An 18,649-nucleotide genomic window follows, 5' to 3' on the forward strand; every position below is an offset into this window, starting at 1 on the left:
CATGAACAACGAGCTAAAAAGGCGCGTGGCAGAGTCTGTGGCTGTGCTGCGGGAGAAAGGTGTTGCCGCCGCCGAACTGGCTGTCATTCTCGGGTCCGGCTTGGGGAGTTTTGCTGAGCTCCTTGCTGATCCCATAGCGCTTCCCACCACCGCGATTCCGCATCACCCGCAGCCCACTGTGCCAGGACACGCCGGACGATGGGTATACGGGCTGCTGGGCGACGTGCACGTCTTAGCGTTGCAGGGGCGCGTGCACTACTATGAAGGTTACACGATTCAACAAGTCGGTTATCCGGTACACGTGCTGGCAGAGTTGGGCGTCAAGGGACTGATAGTGACCACCGCCTCTGGGGGGCTCAATCCGGCATTTGCGCCGGGCGATATCATGCTCATCGTGGACCACATAAACTTTGGTTTTGCCAATCCGCTCATTGGTCCCAGCCAGGAGCAGTTAGGCCCTCGATTCCCGGACATGTCGGAGCCCTACGACCGGCGCTTTACGGAGCTGGCGCGACAGGTGGGCATGCGCGTGGGGCTCCCTTTGCGCCAGGGGGTCTTTTGCTGGCTGCCCGGTCCAAGCTACGAGACCGCGGCCGAAGTGCAGATGCTCCGTCGCCTTGGGGCCGATGCGGCCAGCATGTCCACGGTGCCCGAGGTGATTGTAGCACGCCAACGCGGAATGCGCGTGCTGGGACTTTCTTGCATTACCAACCTTGCCACCGGCCTTTCGCCACACCCGCTCTCTCATGAGGAGGTCACGGCGGTGGCCGAAAAAGTACGTCCGCGCTTCAATGCCTTTTTGCAACAGGTGGCGCTCGCTATCGCGGCGGAACTTCGCGCAACGGGCGAGTCATGAAGAGCCAGTTTGACCTCCTCATCCGCAACGCGCTCGTCGTGGCGATGGACGCGCGACGCCAGGTGTTTACAGGCGACGTCGCCGTGCAAGGACGCACCATCGCCGCGGTGGGTGAGGTGCCGGGCACGGCCAGGCGCGAAATCGATGGGCAGGGGTGCGCGCTTCTGCCGGGACTTGTCCAAGCCCATGTCCATCTCTGCCAGACGCTCTTTCGAAACGTAGCTGACGGCCTGCCTTTGCTGCCCTGGCTGAAGCGGTGGATCTGGCCTTTGGAGGCGCTGCACGATGAACGTTCCATGCGCGCCTCGGTGCGCCTGGGCGTCGCCGAACTGGTGCGCGGGGGCACCACCTGCGTGCTGGACATGGGCACGGTGCACCACACGGATGTCATCTTCGAGGAGCTCGAGGCTCTCGGGCTGCGGGCCACAAGCGGCAAGGCAATGATGGACTGTGGCACCGATTGTCCGCCGGCCCTGCGCGAGGAGCTGGACAGCGCACTCCAGAGCAGCGTGGCGCTGTTCAGGCGTTGGCATGGAGCAGCACACGGGCGTCTGCACTATGCCTTTGCCCCGCGCTTTGCCCTCTCCACCTCACCGGAGCTGCATCGATTGGTAGCCGAGGAGGCCCGCCGGCTGGGCGCGAGGGTACATAGCCATGCCGCCGAAAGCCGCGAAGAAAGAGAGCAGATCCGCGCCATCGCCGGCAAAGGAAACATCGCCTACTTGCACGACCTGGGCTTGAGCGGGGCTCATGTATGCCTGGCTCACTGCATCTGGCTGGACGAGGAGGAGATGGCCATCTTGGCCCGCACCGGGACGCACGTCCTGCACTGCCCGAGCGCCAATCTCAAGCTGGCATCAGGCATCGCGAGGGTGCCGGAAATGCGGAAAAAGGGGATCAATGTGGCACTGGGCGCGGACGGCGCGGCATGTAACAACAACCTGGACGCTTTTCTGGAGATGCGACTTGCAACGTTGATCCAAGGTCTCCGTCTTGAGGCAGGGGCCCTGTCTGCCGAAGCCGCCTTGGAGATGGCCACTATGGGCGGCGCGCGGGCGCTCGGCCTGGAGGACCAGATCGGCTCAATCGAAGTAGGCAAGAGGGCCGATCTGATACTGGTGGACATCAGCTTGCCCCATAACAGCCCGGGGCAGGACATCTACAGCCGGCTGGTCTTCTCGTGCACCGCCAGAGACGTCCGCACTGTAGTGGTCGACGGAAAGGTGTTGCTGGAAGACGGCCGCCTCCTAGTGTTGGACGACGAGGAGGTGGTGCGAAAAGCCGAAGAGGAGAGTCGGCGCCTTCTGCAGAAGCTGAGTTGAAGTGGAAAGGGACTGGCGTATGGTATCATTGGAACACATTATCCGAGCCCACAAGGGCCAAGTGCCGGCCGACCTGCTCCTGCGTAACGGCAAAGTGGTTAACGTCCTCTCCGGAGAGATCTATGAGGCCGACGTGGCCATCCTCGGCGACACCATTCTGGCGGTGGGGCAGCCCTACGAGGCTCGCCAGGTCATTGACCTGAAGGGGCTCTACGTGGCGCCAGGATTCATTGACGGCCACATCCACATCGAGAGCTCCATGGTGGAAGTGCCTCAATTCGCTCGCGCCGTGGTGCCGCTCGGGACCACCTCGGTGGTAGCGGACCCGCACGAGATTGCCAACGTCCTCGGCTACGAAGGTATCCGCTACATGATGGACGCCAGCAAGTACAACCCGCTCAACGTCTTCTTCATGCTCCCTTCGTGCATTCCCTCCACCAATTTGGAATCCGCCGGCTCGGTGCTGCGCGCTTTCGACATCTTCCCATTCCTGCGCGAAAAGTGGGTACTGGGCTTGGGAGAGATGATGAATTTTGGGGGAGTGCTGGCCGGCGAAGAAGATGTGCTGGACAAGCTTAAGATCGTCGAGGAAAAGCGGATCGATGGCCACGCACCCGGCCTGACCGGCAGGGACCTAAACACCTACATCGCACTGGGCATCCGCTCCGACCACGAGTGCACCACGGTAGAGGAGGCACGCGAGAAGCTGCGCTTGGGCATGCACATCATGATCCGGGAAGGCACCACTACCAGGAACCTGCGTGATCTGCTGCCCCTTGTGACGCCGGAAAACGAACGGCGCTGCATGTTCGTCACCGACGACCGCCATCCTGACGACATCTTGGAGCAGGGCCACATCAATTACATGGTAAAAACGGCTATCGCCGAAGGGTTGCCGCCGGTAACCGCAATCCGCCTGGCCACGATCAACACCGCCGAGTACTTCGGATTGCGCCGCCTCGGGGTGATCGCGCCGGGTCGGACCGCCGACCTGATTGCTTTTGACGATTTCCGCCATTTCGCCATTAAGAAGGTCTTCAAGAACGGACGCCTCGTTGCCGAAGACGGCAAGGCTATTTATGAAACGCCTTTGCGTCCACCTGCTCAGGTGCGAAGTTCGGTGAACATCAAATGGCTGGAGGGCGGGGAGTTCGTCATTCCGGCACGCGGGAGCAAGTGTCGGGTAATGGGGGTTGTCCCCCACCAGATCGTCACCGAGTCGCTGATAGAAGATGCGCCCATCCGCGATGGGGTGGTGGTCTCGGAACCGGAACGTGACCTCCTGCGTTGCTACGTGGTAGAGCGCCACCGGGCCTCTGGCAACATCGGCAAAGGTTTGGTGCGCGGATTTGGGCTTCGCAAGGGCGCACTGGCCTCCACCATCGCCCATGATGCGCACAACATCATCGTGTGCGGGGTAGACGATCGGGACATCGCGCGTGCGGTCATTCAGCTGAACAAAATGGGAGGTGGGCTGGTGGTCGTGGCTGATGGAGAGGTCAAGGAGTCCTTGCAGCTTCCAATCGCCGGCTTGATGTCCGATCGGCCCCTTGAAGAGGTAAGCGCCATTACCAGGCGCCTGAACCAGGCGGCCCGGGCCTTGGGCTCGAAGCTGACCGATCCATTCATGAGCATGAGCTTCTTGGCCCTCCCGGTGGTGCCCAAACTTAAGCTCACCGACCGCGGTCTGGTGGAAGTGGAGAGCTTTTCCTTCGTTGACCTGTTCGTGGATGCGCGTCAGTAGGCGATCGCATGAGCAGTTCAAGGATGTTGTGGGACGCGAAGGCGCATCTGTACTTCCTCTTCCGCTGGCTTCCGCCCTTTGGGCTGGTGCGGAGCCGGGAGCGCCGACTGTTGCGCCGGGCACTTGCGCAGCTGGCTCCAGCGCACGGGCGTGTGCTGGACCTGGCAACGGGTACTGGTGACACTCTGGCGCTCCTGCCAAAGGGGCCGACTAGGTACGCCATCGACCGGTCCAGGACCATGCTGCGCTACGCCCGGCGGCGCCTCCCGCATGCGCACCTGGTGTGTGCCGACGCGTTGATGCCACCGTTTCGCGCCGGCTCCTTCGAGCTAATCTGCTGCATTGGGCTTACGGAGTATCTGCTGGAGCCGGCCAGGTTGATGGCAGGCATCAGTGAATGCCTATGCCCCGGTGGGGTGGCCGTTGTCTCAACCTCGCCTCGCAACCTCATGTTGGGCCTGCGGCACATCCTCGGCCATCGGCTGCACTACCACACCCCCGCCCTGACCAGGGCTGCGGGAGCCGAGGTGGGCCTTTCCACAGAGCAGGTGTTGCCGTCGTTGAGTCAGTGGCTGTATGTGATGCGGAAGGCGCGGGGGCCACACGACCGCGTGAGGCACGATGAGAAGAAGATAGAGGCCCCTCCACGCGAGGCATTAGAAACCACTGCCCAAGGAGCCAAGCGCTTATGACATTCGAACGTGTGAAGCTCATTTTCAACCCAAAGGCCGGTCCATTGCGGCACACGCACCTGGCCCTGCGCCTTGTGGACATCTGTTTGCGCCGGGCCCCTTTTCGCTACGAAGTGTACACAGTGGAGTACAAGGACCATGCGGTAGAGCTTGCTTCGGCTGCTGAGCGAGAGGGGTTCGATGCCGTAGTGGTGGTTGGAGGGGACGGCACGGTGAATGCCGCCGCCCGGGGTCTGCTGCACAGCCGCTTGCCTCTGGGCATTGTCCCCATCGGCTCAGGCAACGGTTTGGCGCGTGGCCTCGGCATCCCGGTCAGCATCCGCCGCTCCTGCCAGCTGCTCACCGAGGGCACCGTGCGCTCCATCGACGCGGGGCGGATAAGGGACCGCTACTTCTTTGTGGTTGCCGGCCTTGGTTTTGACGCAGTGGTGGGCAAGCTTTTCGACGACCAGAGCCTGCGCGGCCCTCTGCCCTACTTTTACTTTGGGTTCCGCGAATTCCTTACCTACGAGCCCGAGACCTTCATCCTCCGTTTTGGGGAGCGTCAGATTACAGTACCTGCTTTGCTGGTCACCATTGCCAATACTCGCCAGTGGGGCAACGGTGCCATCATCGCCCCCCATGCGGAGCCAGATGACGGTCTATTCGATATCTGCGTCATCCACAAAGTAAACCTTGGTCAGGCGCTGTTTCATCTCCCTAAACTTTTCACCGGCAAGATCGACCGCGTGCGGCATTACGAGAACTATCGCTCCACGGAAGTGGAGATTGTGCGCGAGCGGCCGGGCTATTTCCACGTGGACGGCGAGCCGGTGGAGGGCGGCACACACCTGCGGGTCTCCATCGACCCCAAAGCGCTTCGGGTGATCGTACCTCCTCCGCGCCAGGACCGCCTCGAGGCGAGTTCTTCCTATTGAGGCCGCGCCTTCATGCTTACCGTCTGCCACTTCACCACCGTCCATCGGCCTTTCGACGTGCGCGTGTTCCATCGCGAGGCATGTGGTTTGGCCCGCGCCGGCTATCGGGTCATCTTGCTGGCACATGCCGATTTTGCCGAACGCACCGAGCAGGGAGTGGTCGTCAGAGGGGTGCCCCGGCCCCGCAATCGCCTGCAGAGGCTAATGCATGTGGCAAGGTTTGTGCGACTCGCCATAGCCCAACGTGCCGATGTGTACCATTTTCACGACCCAGAACTCTTGCCTGGGGGGGTCCTCATCAAGTGGCTCTATCGGCGACCGGTGATCTACGATTGCCATGAGAATTTCCCCGAGACGGCGTTCGAGAGGGTCTGGTATCCGGCGTTCCTCCGGCCCTTTTTGGCCAAGGCCATTGGCATCTTAGAGCCGCTGATGGCGAGGCGTCTGGATGCGGTGGTGTGCGTGGTACCTGACCAGGAGGAGCGCTTTCGGAGCAAGGGGTGCCGGACGGTACTGGTGCGCAATTTTCCACGTCTCGAGCCTTTCGATAGAGCTTTCCAGGCGGCACTCCCCAAGGAGAACCGGATTATCTATCTTGGCGGGCTGACCGCAGTCAAGGGCGCCAGGATGTTGGTGGACATTATGCGGGAACTCAGGCGGCTGCACCCTGAAGTGCGGTTAGTGGCCCTAGGTTCCTTTAACGAAGCCAAGGTGAAGGCGGACGTGCTCAGGTATGTGGAGCAGGAGGGGCTGTCGGAGGCGATCAGGTTTATCGACCAGCGACCTCATGAGGAGGTGCCAAACGAACTTGTGAGGTCGCGCGTGGCCTTGGTGCCGTGGCAACGCAACGAACAGACCTTGCGCATGTTTTTCCCCAACAAGGTATTCGAGTACATGGCCTGTGGCCTGCCCATCGTGGCCAGCGATTTGCCTTCCTTGCGCGCGCTCCTTGAGAACGGCCGGTGTGGTCTCCTCGTGGCCCCAGACGATCCACGCGCGCACGCGGAGGCCATTGCGTACCTGTTGGACCACCCGCACGTGGCCCGGCGGATGGGGCTCCGCGGCAGGAAGCTCGTGCACTCGCGGTACCGCTGGGAAAACGAAGAGAAACACCTCCTGGACCTCTACCGGGACCTCCTGCACCTGCATCCCGCATGAAGCTCGCCGTATTGCAACCAGGCTACATGCCTGATCTCCCCTTGTTTGCCCTATGGTCGGTGGCCGACGTAGTACTCCTGGCCGACGACCTCCAGTATTCGACCCGCAGCAATCTCAATCGCACGCGCATCAAGACCGCTACGGGGGTGCAGTGGCTGACGGTACCAGTGCTCAGCAAGGGTCGAGTTGGGCAGACAATTGCTGAGGTGGAGATTGATCCGTACCATGAATGGCGGCAGCGCCACTGGCGAACCCTACAGGTCAACTACACCCCCGCGCCCTTCTGGGGCCGGTATGAGAATGCCTTGGAGGAAATCTACCGTCGCCCCTGGTCCCAGCTACTAGGGCTCAACGTAGCTCTTCTGAACATGCTGGTGAGGGAACTTGAACTGCCCAGTTTCAAAGGCTTCACTTCCTCCGTGCCCACACGCCCAGACCGCACCGAGAAGGTGCTGGACCTTCTTGAGGCATTCGAATGCCACACATACCTGGTGCTGCCTCGTGAGTATCCGCTCCTCAGCACCCAAGTTTTGCACCGTGCCCATAAGGAAGTCTATACGGTACAGGTCAAACACCCAGTCTATCATCAACTCTTCGGGAGCTTTGAGCCCGGTCTTTCGGTACTGGACGCGTTGATGAACGAGGGCCCTGAAGCAGCCATCTTGGTCCGACAATCCGCCACCATGTCTAGTTGAATTCGCAGCTGGCCAATCATGTTGCATTTGAGCAGTGAATTTCGTATATTGACAGCCGTCAAGAAGCGAAGAAGCACCGTGTGGAGGGATTGATGCAGGCCAGAGCATTCTCGGAGGTTGCAGCACGCATTGAGCAGAGCCGGGAGGAGGTTGTGCGCCTCCAAACCGAACTGACCGCTATCCCCGCCCTGGCGCCGGAAAACGGCGGCGAGGGAGAGCAGGCCAAGGCGGCGTACGTGAAGGAACTGCTTTCGGCGCTCCCCACTGACGAGCTGTTGGAGTTCCGCGCCCCGGATGCTCGCGTGCCGTGCGGCTATCGGCCGAACCTCGTGGCAAAGTACAGAGGGACAGACCCTGCCCGCACTGTGTGGGTCCTCTCCCACTTGGACATTGTCCCGCCTGGAGAGCTGGCCCTTTGGCACAGCGACCCGTATCGGGTGCGCGTCGATGGCGACCTCCTCTACGGCAGGGGCGTGGAAGACAACCAGCAGAGCTTGGTAGCCTCGCTCTTGGCCCTGCGGGCCATCTACGAGGCAGGGCTTAGGCCGAACCACGACGTGGGATTGGTTCTTGTGGCAGATGAAGAGACAGGAAGCCAGTACGGCCTGCAATATCTGCTGCGCGAGCACCGCGAGCTCTTCGGGTCCCAGGACTGGATTGTGGTGCCCGACTCCGGCAATGCGGACGGCTCCATGGTGGAGGTGGCTGAGAAAAGCATCCTTTGGATCGGCTTCAAGACCATTGGCAAGCAGTGCCACGGCTCTCGCCCCTCTCATGGCAAGAATGCGCACAAGGCAGGTGCCCATCTGATTGTCAAGCTCGACAAGCTGTATGAGGCTTTTCCCTACAGCGATCCTGTGTTTATGCCGCCCACCAGCACCTTTGAGCCCACCAAGAAGGAAGCCAATGTTCCCAATATCAACACTATCCCTGGCGAGGATGTGTTCTACTTTGACTGCCGCATACTGCCGACCTACAAGGTAGACGATGTGATCGCGTGGATAGAGTCGGCAGTTCGCGAGGTAGAGGCTCAATTTGGGGTGCGGGTGGAAATGTTTTATCCGCAAAGGGAGGAGGCGGCACCACCCACATCAGCTGATGCCCCTGTGGTGCAAGCCTTGGCCCGCGCCTTAGCCGAGACACGCGGGGTCAAGGCAGTTCCCATGGGCATCGGCGGCGGGACGGTGGCTGCGCACTTTCGCCGCGCTGGGCTGCCTGCGGCGGTTTGGGAAACGATTGACCAAACGGCGCACCAACCGAACGAGTATTGCCGCATCAGCAATGTCCTGGCCGACGCCAAGGTCCTGGCCCATCTTTTCCTCCAATCATAGCCAGTCGAGGGTGCTGTGGATTGCGACTTGGAATCAATGCAGCAGGCGCGCAACCTGTGCGTGCGCGCGCGTGAGGCCCAGCTCAAGTTCAAGGAGTTCTCCCAGAAGGACGTAGACCGCGTGGTGGCAGCGATGGCCGACGCGGGCTTCCGGGCCGCCCAGCAGCTGGCGCAGCTGGCCGTGGAAGAGACCGGCTTCGGGGTAGTAGCCGATAAGGTGGCAAAAAATCAGCTGGCCACGCGCGACGTCTACAACCTCATCAAGTCCATGAAAACTGTGGGGGTGATCAACGAGTTGCCGGGCAAGCGCATCCTGGAGATTGCCGAACCGATGGGAGTTATCGCTGGCATAGTTCCGGTGACCAACCCCACGTCCACGGTACTATTCAAGTCGCTTATTGCTGTCAAGGCTCGGAACGCCATCGTCTTTTCGCCGCACCCCAATGCCGTGCGCTGCGCTAGCGCCGCTGCAAAGGTTATGAGTGAGGCTGCTGAAAGCGCTGGCGCTCCCCCGGGTCTCATCGGGTGCATGACGCTTTCCACTCTCCAAGGCACAAACGAGCTCATGCACCATCGCGACGTGGCGATCATTTTGGCCACCGGTGGCGCCGGGCTGGTGAAGGCGGCCTACAGCGCGGGCAAGCCCGCGTACGGAGTGGGCCCTGGCAACGTGCCGGCGTTCATCGAGCGCACCGCTGACGTGCGAAAGGCGGTAGCCGATATCGTCGCCTCCAAGACCTTTGACAACGGTACCGTCTGCGCGTCCGAGCAGGCCATTATTGCCGATCTGCCCGTGCGTGACCAGGTCATCGCTGAGCTGCGCGCCCATCGCGCCTACTTCTTGAGCCCGGAGGAGTGCCAGAAGGTGGCGGCAACCTTGGTGACCCCGGAGTTGACCGTCCGGCCTGACTGCGTGGGACGTCCTGCGCACATTATCGCTCAGAAGGCTGGCGTGGTAGTTCCCCAAGACACGAGCATCCTGGTCGCGCCACTGGAAGGCGTGGGACGGGACTACCCGCTGTCCATAGAGAAACTGTCGCCAGTGATCGCCTTCTATGTTGCCGATGGGTGGGAAGCCGGATGCGAGCGGTGCATCGAGATTCTGAACTTCGGTGGCCTGGGCCACACGCTGGTAATCCACTCCCGTGACCAAGAAGTCATCATGCAGTTTGCCCTAAAAAAGCCCGCGTTTCGCATTCTCGTCAATACCCCCGGCACGCACGGTGCGGTCGGCATCACCACCGATCTTGACCCTTCCATGATGCTGGGATGTGGCACGTACGGTGGCAACATCACCACCGACAACGTGACCCCCATGCACCTTTTGAATATCAAGCGCGTTGCTTACGAGACCAAACCTCTGCGGCGCTCCGATCGCAGCGTGGACTGGCGACCAGAGGGCCTCGTCCAAGGGCGCGTGAATGTCACCGCGCCTTACCAAGCGGCTTTAAGCCCTGCCGCCGGCATCTCGCGCAAAGAGATGCCAGCGGCGGAGCCCGACCACCGGATATCTCCTCCCACGGTTGGCGGACGCTATGGGAGCAGTGGCCTTACCGATGATGAGGTGGAACGTATTGTTGCGGAATTTTTGCGCGACAAGTAGGGCTCGCACGCAGGAGCCCTTCGCCCTACCGGCATGCATCGCGTGGAGGAAGGCGTGGATAGAATACTGATCCCTGTCGGTGTATCTAACCGCCATGCCCACCTCTGCCGCGAGCACCTGGAGACCCTGTTCGGCAAAGGGTTCGAGCTCACCAGGGAGCGAGAGCTCTATCAGTGCGGGCAGTTTGTCTCAGAGCAGACGGTGACCATCAGCGGTCCAAAGGGGACCATCGAGCGGATGCGCATCCTTGGGCCTCTGCGCAACCGCACACAGGTCGAGGTGTCCCGCACCGATGCTTACCGCTTGGGGTTGGACTGCCCGGTGGGTGATTCGGGTTCCCTGCCTCCGGGACAGGCGGCCGTGCTCATAGGGCCACAGGGCTCGGTCACATTACACCAGGACGTGGTAGTGGCTCGACGCCACATTCATGTCAACCCGGAGATCGCCGCAAAGTTAGGTGTGCGCCATGGGGACACCGTTTTTGTGGCTCCGGTGGAAGACCCTGCCGTCGATCCGGCCCAACGTCGGACGGTCATCTTCGGCAACGTGCTCATCCGCGTGGACGAGACTTTCCGTCTCCAGATGCACATCGATCTTGACGAAGCGAACGCCGCAGGGCTAAAGACGGGCGATCATGTCTACATCGTCAAGAGCAGCCTGCGCTACAACTTCAATCTCGACGGCCGGAGAGTCATCACCGAGAACGACGTGCGCCAGGCGATATTGCGGGGACAGAAGATCCGGGTGGAACCCGGCATGATCGTGACCCCGGCAGCCCGCGACCTCGGCAAGCGCCACGATGTCTTCGTCTAAGGCACGAGGAATGCATCACCTGGGGGAAACCGCGCGTCCGGGCCCAATAGTTGAGGCTCTTGTAGTGAAGGCTATTAAAGCGATAGCACACAGAGGGGAGATTCTACCCAGTGAACGTCCGCCCGCCGAGCTCCTCTTGGCCTGTTCGATTGGCGAAGAACAACTAGAGGTGCACTGGGACCCGGGACCGCTCCGCTATCCGCCCGAAATGGAAAGTGAGGCAGAAATTGTCTGGCGCTCGGCTTGCAGCGCGGCAAGCAATGACACCCTGCTGTTCGACGGCCCCCTGTGTGCGCTCCAAAGCTACACCTTTGAGAATGGACGTCTGGCTGTGAGCCTCACGCAAACGAGCTATCGCTACGTGCTCTTTGCCCAATATCGCGCAGAAGAGATCGTCCGCCGCTGGGGGGCAGAGTACTTGCCTCGCGTCTTGGGGGTTAGCGCAGTGGTCGTCACGACCGACGGGGCGCTCCCGCTGATGGTGCGCAGCGACAAGGTGGGCGAATTCCCGGGACACAGAGATGTCTTCGGTGGTCACATCGAGCCGAAGGCCGATGAGCGAGGGGGAAAGCCTGACCCATTCCTTGCCATCCGCCACGAGCTTGAAGAAGAACTCAAACTCCGTGCTCAACACATAAGCTGCCTCCGGTGCATCGGCCTGATAAAGAGTCTTTGCAACCAGAAGCCAGAACTTGTTTTTGTTTGTCACCTCACGCAAGACTACCGCACACTGCTTCGGTCTGCCACGAGGGAGCCTCGATGCAGCGAGATGGAAACGATTGTCAGGGTCAATGACGACGCGGGCTCGTTTGTCAAGTTCTTGGAATCGTGGGGTTCTACCCTCACCCCTTCCGCCTACGGCTGCCTGTGGCTTTACGGCCTGCAGCGAGGTTTCTTCTCCCTCGGACCTGGAAAAATTCATTGACTTTTTGGCAGATAGTTGTAAATTAGAGTCGCCCGTTGGTCAGAAAAACTGCAGCAAGGTCAATGGTGTGGCGCGCGGGCAGTGCGCGCCTGTGCATAGATATTTCGTTTAGGCAATCTTGCCGCTGTCTTCTGCAGCAAGAGCAGTGTAGACGTTCCTGACTGCGGGCCCGTCGCCATAAGGGGAGAGCGATTTGGCCGTCGCGTTCGGCGCAGGACACGACGGCTTTTTGTTACCAGAAACCAGCAGGCCAACAGGAGCCAAGCTATGGAGGACGTTGAGGGCACAGGCCAATGTGCCCCGGATCAGATTGGGCGTCAAGTGCGCGGCTACCAGGGCTACGCCACCCAAGACCAGCGCAGGGCGACAGACAAGCTTCTCAGAGCTCACCTGTCGTGCCAACTGGAGGGACTCGCTACCAAGCTGGACGGTGCGGCTGGCCATGCGCGCCGCCTCGGTGCGGAAACAGTTTCCGAGCCACTTGCTCGTCTCCATCGCAAGCTCTGCACCATTCGCGAAGGCCTGCAAACACCCGCCTACCTCGAATCGGCATTTTTCGAAAGAGATCGATTGCCGGAGGAGACGTTACAGTCGCTCTATGACTGCGAACTTGCCCTCCTAAAGGAGGTCAGCACTCTCAATGAGGAGCTTGCAGACCTCGACGTGAGTTGCCTTTCCGAGACGGAGGTGCAGGAACGCGCCATGCGCATGGGCGATGCGGTGGATGCCTTCAACCAGGCACTTTTCGAGCGAGAGTCCCTACTCTTGAGCTGGATGGGAGAGTAGCCTGCCGCCGCCCTGGAGGGGAAAGACGCAGTGGCGTTCGGCCTTCACTAGCCGGCTCGCGGTCATAGACACACGAGGGAAAACCAGGGAATAGTATCGGCGAGACGAGACACATGAAGCACTACACTGAGTACCTTTGGTTCAATACCCGGGAGCACCGGGAGTACATCAACATCACCGACAAGGTGGAGCGTGCAGTCCAGAAAAGTGGTGTGCAGGAGGGGATGGTCCTGGTCTCCGCCATGCACATCACCGCGGCGGTCTACGTAAACGACGCCGAGACCGGACTTATTCAGGACATCGAAGAATGGTTGCAGCGGCTAGCCCCGGAGGGACCTGAATACCATCACCATCGCACCGGCGAGCGCAACGGCGATGCCCACCTGAAGAGCCTTCTCATGCACCACCAAGTTGTCCTACCAATCACGGAAGGACGGTTGGACTTGGGGCCCTGGCAGCAGGTGTACTACGCGGAGTTCGATGGCCAGCGCCGCAAGCGAGTAGTCATAAAGGTCCTGGGAGAATAGCGCTGTTTTTGTCGCTTTGGAGCCCCACTGAGGAGAACGCTATGGACAAGGAACAGAGGGCGCAGGCCAGCCACATCGGTAACGCACTATCAGGGGTGATCAGCGGCGTGACCATTATGTGGCTTGGCATCGTCTTTCTCCTCGATCGGTTCGATGTACTCGCGCCGGGTGTGGGATGGATTTGGTATTTTCTGTTCGGTCTGGGTGTGATCTTGGTCCTGGAGGTGATTGCGCGCCAGCTGCTGCTGCAACACCGTCAGGTCTGGGGTGGGCGCCTCATTGCCGCAGTGGTCCTCATGGCTATTGGCGCCTGGCAGATCACTGGCCTCGGACAGTGGTGGCCATTGTTGCTCGTGGCAGCGGGGCTTGTGTTAATCCTCACCAGCCTTCGCTCGGCGGGGAAGGTTTAGAACACACCCGCCTTCCGTCTGGCATGTAGCCTAGTGTCGCTCCTTCTTTTGTTCAGGGGGGCACCCCAAGGGCTCTTACCTCGACCCGGTATCAATGGGGTGGCGGGTCCAATCGCGGGCCGGGAAGAACTCGTCCAGCCCCCCTTCTGGCGTGCGCAACACCACGCGGATGATGCCGGCATTGGCAATCTGCGCCTTGCACTGGTTGCAGATCTGGTGGTGGCCTACGATGTACATGGTCGTGCCGCGCGTCGGATGCCCATTTCGCGCCGCCAGGGCTATGGCGTTGGACTCGGCGTGTGAACCTACGGCGCGACACAACTCCAACTGCTTGCCCGAGGCAATCTGATGCTCATCGCGATAGCAGGAACCCAGTTCCAAACAGTTCGGCTGATACTTGGGTGCGCCATTGTAGCCAGTGGACACGATATCCCGGTCCCGCACGATGACTGCGCCCACCTTGTTGCGCAGACATGAGGAGCGGCTGGCTACAACCGCGGCGATGTTCAGGAAGTAGTCGTCCCACCCTGGCCGCTCTCGACACTGGCTGCTCACTGGCTCCTCGCCGACTGCTTTCTCGCGACCTGCCCGTTGTGCACGGCTACATCTCACCTGTTCGGGAGTGCTTCCCGCATTTTCACTTCGCCAGGGTCCTCGGGCAACAGGCTGGGCCACACCGCCCAGCTTAGCACCCAGCCCGAGTTGTCTGCCTGCCTGTCGAGACAGACGATGCCTGCGTGGACAAAGTGCAGAATTGCCCGGTCTGGTGCGCCTCCGAGCATCAGGCCCGCAAGGCGAGCCAGGAACGGGAGGTGGCCCACGATCATCGTCCCGTCCTGCCGGGCCAGCCACTCGGGCCAGGGCGTTGGGTCGTCACGCGGGCCAAGACCAGGCTCTTGCATTACGCCACCGGGAGGCATGAGGGCCGCGGCCAAAATCTCGGCCGTCTGCCTGGCTCGTTCCTTGCCGCTGTGGACGATGCGCTGGACCTCGAGTCCAACGCGCTGCGCCCAGACGGCCATCTTCTCCACAGTCCTCTCGCCCTCCGGGGTGAGGTGCCGTGCCGGGTCCACCTCCTCTGGAAAGCTCTCCCCGTGCTGAACCAGAAATACTGCCATGTTCACTCGTCTCCTGCCCGCGGCGAAGGGGCCTGGGGCCACAGCGCCAACATTGCCGTAGCCACCTCGTGCGCTCGCTGGCTGCCAAAGAGGAGCGCCACCAGCGTCAGGGCAAACTCGATAGCGGTGCCCGGACCACGACTGGTCACGCAGTTGCCATCCACCACCACCCGCTCCGCCACCGCCTCCTGGTTATCGAGGCGCGAGGCAAAGGCGGGATGGGCGGTGGCACGCCGCCCTGCCAGCAGGCCGTGGTGCTGCAACACCACCACCGGCGAGGCACAGATGGCAGCGTACAGACGTCCGGCTGCCGCCTGTTCCTTCAGGAGCCGAATCAACAGCGGACAATCGCGCAGGCGTTCCGCCCCAGGCATCCCTCCCGGCAACGCAATCAGATCAAACACCTCATCCGCGCATGCGCTAAGTGGGACGTCCGCAACCAACTTAATCCCCCGTGAGGCCACCACTTGTACCTCATCGACACTTGCCACGGTAACTCTCGCACCTGCCCGGCGTAACACGTCGATGATGGTGACAGCCTCCAACTCTTCCACCCCATCGGCAATCGGAACTAAAGCCTTCTTTACACCGTGCTCCACGAGAACCTCACGCGTTCGAATCCAGCTCGCGCTTTTGCCGGCACTGACCTAGTGTTGCCTGCGGTACAAGCCATACAGGGTCGACTTTTTCTACGCCCGCGCCTGCCCCTCTGTTCTTCGTCAGCCCCCCACTCCACCCGCGAAACCCTTTGTGGCAACGAACGCTCACATCCTCCAGGAGAGGGCGCCTATCAGGCCTCGCCGGAAACGTGCCACTGCCGACCTTCGGAAGTCTGGCGGTGTGCAAGCCGCTCAACGAACCTCAAGCACCTGGCCCGCGCTAAGACTTAACGGCGCAAAGGTGAGCTCCAGTCGCCCCGCCCTCTTCTGCATCCTCGCGGAAATGGGTTTTCCGTCCAGGTAAAGGCGCACTTTGCTGCCAAAAAGGGCGGCTGGGGCCACCGAAAGCTGCCGCAAGGAAAGTACGCCATGCAGCACCTCCAGGCGTGCCTTGCCTTGAGCTTGCCGGAACTGCCCCCAGGCCGTCCCGGTCGACCAAAAGCAGGCAAAGTCCTCGCTGTTTATCACCGGCGCAAAGCCCAGCTTTCCGTCCACCATATCGCAGGTGAACCCGGACAGCGCAAGCAGCACCGCCCAGCTGGCCATGGCCCGCGCGTAGTGATGCCCGCACTCGATTTCGTCCCAAGGGTTGCGGCGCACCCCGTCGTAGCGGTCTCGCACCCCTTTGACCACCGCCAGTCCCTCATCGAGCCACCCGTTGTAAATGAGCGTCGCCGCCACCTGGTATTCGATGCCCGTCCACACCTCATCGCTATACACAAACGGAAGGGACGGACGATTACCCAAGGGCCAGGAGCAGAGCAACAGTCCCGCCTCGTCGTTCACGGCATACACACGCTGGACATTGGAAAAGTCGCCAATGGCCCGCCGCCAATTGTTGTCAAACACCGCCTTGATAGCGGCCTTCACGTGCTCAGCGGGCAACACATAACCCAGTCCCACCACATGCGCCAAGTACTGGCCTAGCAGCTGGTCGGAGAGACATCCGTCCCCGTACTGGTACTTGGGCAGAGGCGGTCCCTGCTCGCGGTCTCCCGCCGCTGGCATGCGCAAGTGCTCAGGCACTTCAATACCTTCTGCCACCTCCACCTGCTGACGGTAGTACTGGCCGTTCCAGAGCGAGCGATCGTACTTATCCATGCCTTGTTCAAAAAGCTGCCGATAGTACGCTGCATTCCGGTGCTCGCCCATGGCCTCTGCCATCTCTGCGGCTGCCTTCAAGGCTCCCAAGTAGAGCGAGCCGGTCATTGTGTTGGGGCCGTAGAACTCGATGTCGTACGTGTTGTGCTGCTCCCCTTCCATGACGCCGTCAGTGTCCGCATCCCAAGGCCGGCTCACCTGCTCTGCCGTCCATTCCAACCCTGGTGGCGGCGGGGACCCGCACCCTTTCCAGGCAAACTCTAAAGCCGCCTTCACCTTCGGCCACAGCTCCCGCAAGAAGGCCTGGTCGCCACTCAATTTCCACTCGCGGTAAGCCTTGATGATGGTGCCCATCTGCCCGTCGGCGCAGGCCTTGAACTGCCACCAGTGTGGGCCGAGTGGGATGAGCGTGCGAAACGTCATGTAGCCGTTAGGCAAGGTGTTGTGGAGAAAATCCGTGCGCCGCATGGAGCGCTCCAGGCTCGGGAACAGATAGGCGAGCGCCTGCTCATAGTTCCACACGTGGGTGCAGTTCATGGGACAGCAGCCGGAGGCGTCGCCACACCCTTCGAAGGCGAAGAAGGACCCGTCGTCCAGCCACATGCAGGTGTTGGTGCGAATGATGGAGGCCTGGCTGGAGACGGCGTCGATGACATAGCCGGGCAGGCTACTGCCGAACAGGGCCTGGTGGAAGAGGCGCGTGCCTTGCTCAAGTGCGGGTCGGTGTTCGTGGACATACTCCGCCACTTCCCAGGCGTTGGCAAAGCGACGTGCGTAATGGTTCCGGAGGCTCTTTTCGCGCACCGCGGGCTCAGGATTCCAGTAGTTCACCCGGTTGGCGAAGTACCAAGCAACAAGGAAGGGAAACGTTACCGACTGGCCAGGCTCTAACTCGGCAAAAAGCACCAGGGAGCCCACGTCGCTTCTCCCTTGCGGCGAGGGGTCGCTTTCGATGATGTTCTGCACGCGACCGTCGTCGGCAAAATCGTCCCAGAACAGGTGCGCGCCGTCCCACCAGCCGCCACGGTACCAGCGGGTCTGGACATCCAGGGCCTGCCAGGGGGTGACCAAGGCCATGGTGCCAAAGCGCAGATCATCGGCAGGGAGCGAGGGCTTGGAGAAAAAGAGTCCTCGCAGCTTGCCGGTGTCGCGATACTCGTTCAGGTTTCCGCCGAGGGCGTTGCCGCTCAACTCCCGGCCGTCCGTGCCGACCGGGTTAAACATGCTGCTCGCCACCGAGACCTTGATTCGGCTCGCCGTCGGATTTTTCACCGTCCAAGAAATGAGAGCTACTGGCAGGCCGCTCTCCTCGGGGTCATGCGGAATGAGAGGATTCCATGCCTCCATCCTTACCTGAACGGGGATCTGCTCGTCGTGAAACTCGATCCAGGCGAAAGGGTATTCCCCACGGAAGACAGCCTCATCCAGGCGGGCGACCCCTGCCAGTTGGTTTTGCGGCAAGCCAAATGCACCAGTGTAAGGGGGCAGCAGGCGTCTTTCCAGAATCTTTGCCACTGGCTCGCCCTCGACTGGTTTCGCCCAGAGGGCAAAGAAAGTGAAGGGGAGGGAGAATCCTTTGCCGGGCCTATTGAATATCTCCCAGTCGCGAAGCTCGCCCCGGCCCCCTAACGATACGGTGCCGGTGCCAATGCCACCCAACGGAAAAGCCACCTGCGCTAAGGCCTGCCCGGTGAAGGTACGAATTGCCGGTCCGCAGAGGAGCTCGTCGTATTTGTAAGGGAGATTTTTCGGTTTGGAGAGACAGGCAGTGACTCCCAACAGCACTGAGCAGCAAAGAAGGAGCCGACACATAATGTCCTCCTCTGTCAGTATTCGCCACTACGCGCTGGTTTTGCGCCTTGAACAGTTTTCTACTCTGGTTCAGGCGGCAGAGAGTCTGCCGGTTTGCGCACTCGCTGGAGCCAAGCAGGGGTAACCATGCGGCACACCTTCTTGCGGGGTAGGGTGGCCTTATACACCGGCGCCTCGCGCG

At 61.1% G+C, this 18,649-nt stretch carries 17 protein-coding genes and 1 pseudogene; 14 read left to right on the top strand and 4 right to left on the bottom strand.

Translation table 11 applies throughout. The annotated features are described in order from the left end of the window. Nucleotide 1 precedes the first annotated feature (1 nt). From ONB25_00720 to ONB25_00785, 14 genes and pseudogenes are all read left to right on the top strand, one after another. Nucleotides 2–856 (top strand): purine-nucleoside phosphorylase, encoded by an 855-nt coding sequence (locus ONB25_00720; GenBank protein MDZ7391411.1) that lies wholly within the window; start codon nt 2–4, stop codon nt 854–856. Further along, on the top strand, nt 853–2,178 hold the full coding sequence (locus tag ONB25_00725; GenBank protein ID MDZ7391412.1) for a 5'-deoxyadenosine deaminase: 1,326 nt from the start codon (nt 853–855) through the stop codon (nt 2,176–2,178). Before ONB25_00720 ends, ONB25_00725 begins: the two co-directional genes overlap by 4 nt. Before the next feature lie 19 nt (nt 2,179–2,197). Then, nucleotides 2,198–3,922, top strand: coding sequence for an adenine deaminase (gene ade, locus ONB25_00730; protein ID MDZ7391413.1), 1,725 nt, complete (start codon nt 2,198–2,200; stop codon nt 3,920–3,922). 8 nt (nt 3,923–3,930) lie between these two features. Next, nucleotides 3,931–4,614: a class I SAM-dependent methyltransferase gene (locus ONB25_00735; protein MDZ7391414.1), complete on the top strand. Its 684-nt coding sequence runs from the start codon at nt 3,931–3,933 to the stop codon at nt 4,612–4,614. Next, nucleotides 4,611–5,531 carry a YegS/Rv2252/BmrU family lipid kinase gene (locus ONB25_00740; protein MDZ7391415.1) on the top strand — a complete coding sequence of 307 codons (921 nt, stop codon included), beginning with the start codon at nt 4,611–4,613 and terminating at the stop codon, nt 5,529–5,531. The genes ONB25_00735 and ONB25_00740 overlap by 4 nt, the downstream gene beginning before the upstream one ends. 12 nt (nt 5,532–5,543) lie before the next feature. After that, the gene (locus tag ONB25_00745) at nt 5,544–6,689 is read left to right on the top strand and encodes a glycosyltransferase family 4 protein (protein MDZ7391416.1); all 1,146 of its coding nucleotides are present in this window, start codon (nt 5,544–5,546) and stop codon (nt 6,687–6,689) included. Next, nucleotides 6,686–7,384 carry a WbqC family protein gene (locus ONB25_00750; protein ID MDZ7391417.1) on the top strand — a complete coding sequence of 233 codons (699 nt, stop codon included), beginning with the start codon at nt 6,686–6,688 and terminating at the stop codon, nt 7,382–7,384. The genes ONB25_00745 and ONB25_00750 overlap by 4 nt, the downstream gene beginning before the upstream one ends. Before the next feature lie 92 nt (nt 7,385–7,476). Then, nucleotides 7,477–8,715 (top strand): M20 family metallo-hydrolase, encoded by a 1,239-nt coding sequence (locus ONB25_00755; protein ID MDZ7391418.1) that lies wholly within the window; start codon nt 7,477–7,479, stop codon nt 8,713–8,715. Nucleotides 8,716–8,730: 15 nt separating this feature from the next. Next, nucleotides 8,731–10,317 (top strand): acetaldehyde dehydrogenase (acetylating), encoded by a 1,587-nt coding sequence (locus tag ONB25_00760; protein ID MDZ7391419.1) that lies wholly within the window; start codon nt 8,731–8,733, stop codon nt 10,315–10,317. 33 nt (nt 10,318–10,350) lie between these two features. Beyond that, nucleotides 10,351–10,968: pseudogene (gene pduL / locus ONB25_00765) on the top strand (phosphate propanoyltransferase). Between the two features lie 226 nt (nt 10,969–11,194). Continuing rightward, nucleotides 11,195–12,055, top strand: coding sequence for a hypothetical protein (locus tag ONB25_00770; GenBank protein MDZ7391420.1), 861 nt, complete (start codon nt 11,195–11,197; stop codon nt 12,053–12,055). A gap of 267 nt (nt 12,056–12,322) precedes the next feature. Further along, nucleotides 12,323–12,841: a hypothetical protein gene (locus ONB25_00775; GenBank protein MDZ7391421.1), complete on the top strand. Its 519-nt coding sequence runs from the start codon at nt 12,323–12,325 to the stop codon at nt 12,839–12,841. Nucleotides 12,842–12,954: 113 nt separating this feature from the next. Further along, nucleotides 12,955–13,368, top strand: coding sequence for a secondary thiamine-phosphate synthase enzyme YjbQ (locus ONB25_00780; GenBank protein ID MDZ7391422.1), 414 nt, complete (start codon nt 12,955–12,957; stop codon nt 13,366–13,368). A 41-nt stretch (nt 13,369–13,409) separates the two neighbouring features. Beyond that, complete coding sequence (locus ONB25_00785) at nt 13,410–13,778, top strand: hypothetical protein (protein ID MDZ7391423.1); 369 nt, start codon at nt 13,410–13,412, stop codon at nt 13,776–13,778. 75 nt (nt 13,779–13,853) lie between these two features. Here ONB25_00785 and ONB25_00790 read toward each other — a convergent pair whose 3' ends face one another. The 4 genes from ONB25_00790 to ONB25_00805 all read right to left on the bottom strand — a co-directional run bounded on the left by ONB25_00790 (nt 13,854) and on the right by ONB25_00805 (nt 18,468). Beyond that, on the bottom strand, nt 13,854–14,333 hold the full coding sequence (locus ONB25_00790) for a dCMP deaminase family protein (GenBank protein MDZ7391424.1): 480 nt from the start codon (nt 14,331–14,333) through the stop codon (nt 13,854–13,856). A 53-nt stretch (nt 14,334–14,386) separates the two neighbouring features. Continuing rightward, nucleotides 14,387–14,896: a phosphohistidine phosphatase SixA gene (gene sixA / locus ONB25_00795; GenBank protein ID MDZ7391425.1), complete on the bottom strand. Its 510-nt coding sequence runs from the start codon at nt 14,894–14,896 to the stop codon at nt 14,387–14,389. 2 nt (nt 14,897–14,898) lie between these two features. Then, nucleotides 14,899–15,495, bottom strand: coding sequence for a DJ-1/PfpI family protein (locus tag ONB25_00800; GenBank protein MDZ7391426.1), 597 nt, complete (start codon nt 15,493–15,495; stop codon nt 14,899–14,901). 252 nt (nt 15,496–15,747) lie between these two features. Beyond that, a complete protein-coding gene (locus ONB25_00805) occupies nt 15,748–18,468 on the bottom strand; it encodes a non-lysosomal glucosylceramidase (protein MDZ7391427.1) in 2,721 nt (906 codons plus the stop codon). Nucleotides 18,469–18,649: the final 181 nt, after the last annotated feature.

Source organism: candidate division KSB1 bacterium, assembly GCA_034506335.1.
GTDB lineage: Bacteria > Zhuqueibacterota > Zhuqueibacteria > JANLFK01 > Oleimicrobiaceae > Oleimicrobium.

Coding starts and splice junctions, on each gene's coding strand:
- ONB25_00775 (MDZ7391421.1), top strand. CDS start 12,323: ATGGAGGACGTTGAGGGCACAGGCCAATGTGCCCCGGATCAGATTGGG.
- ONB25_00720 (MDZ7391411.1), top strand. CDS start 2: ATGAACAACGAGCTAAAAAGGCGCGTGGCAGAGTCTGTGGCTGTGCTG.
- ONB25_00725 (MDZ7391412.1), top strand. CDS start 853: ATGAAGAGCCAGTTTGACCTCCTCATCCGCAACGCGCTCGTCGTGGCG.
- ONB25_00740 (MDZ7391415.1), top strand. CDS start 4,611: ATGACATTCGAACGTGTGAAGCTCATTTTCAACCCAAAGGCCGGTCCA.
- ONB25_00785 (MDZ7391423.1), top strand. CDS start 13,410: ATGGACAAGGAACAGAGGGCGCAGGCCAGCCACATCGGTAACGCACTA.
- ONB25_00755 (MDZ7391418.1), top strand. CDS start 7,477: ATGCAGGCCAGAGCATTCTCGGAGGTTGCAGCACGCATTGAGCAGAGC.
- ONB25_00745 (MDZ7391416.1), top strand. CDS start 5,544: ATGCTTACCGTCTGCCACTTCACCACCGTCCATCGGCCTTTCGACGTG.
- sixA (MDZ7391425.1), bottom strand. CDS start 14,896: ATGGCAGTATTTCTGGTTCAGCACGGGGAGAGCTTTCCAGAGGAGGTG.
- ONB25_00805 (MDZ7391427.1), bottom strand. CDS start 18,468: ATGTGTCGGCTCCTTCTTTGCTGCTCAGTGCTGTTGGGAGTCACTGCC.
- ade (MDZ7391413.1), top strand. CDS start 2,198: ATGGTATCATTGGAACACATTATCCGAGCCCACAAGGGCCAAGTGCCG.
- ONB25_00750 (MDZ7391417.1), top strand. CDS start 6,686: ATGAAGCTCGCCGTATTGCAACCAGGCTACATGCCTGATCTCCCCTTG.
- ONB25_00780 (MDZ7391422.1), top strand. CDS start 12,955: ATGAAGCACTACACTGAGTACCTTTGGTTCAATACCCGGGAGCACCGG.
- ONB25_00735 (MDZ7391414.1), top strand. CDS start 3,931: ATGAGCAGTTCAAGGATGTTGTGGGACGCGAAGGCGCATCTGTACTTC.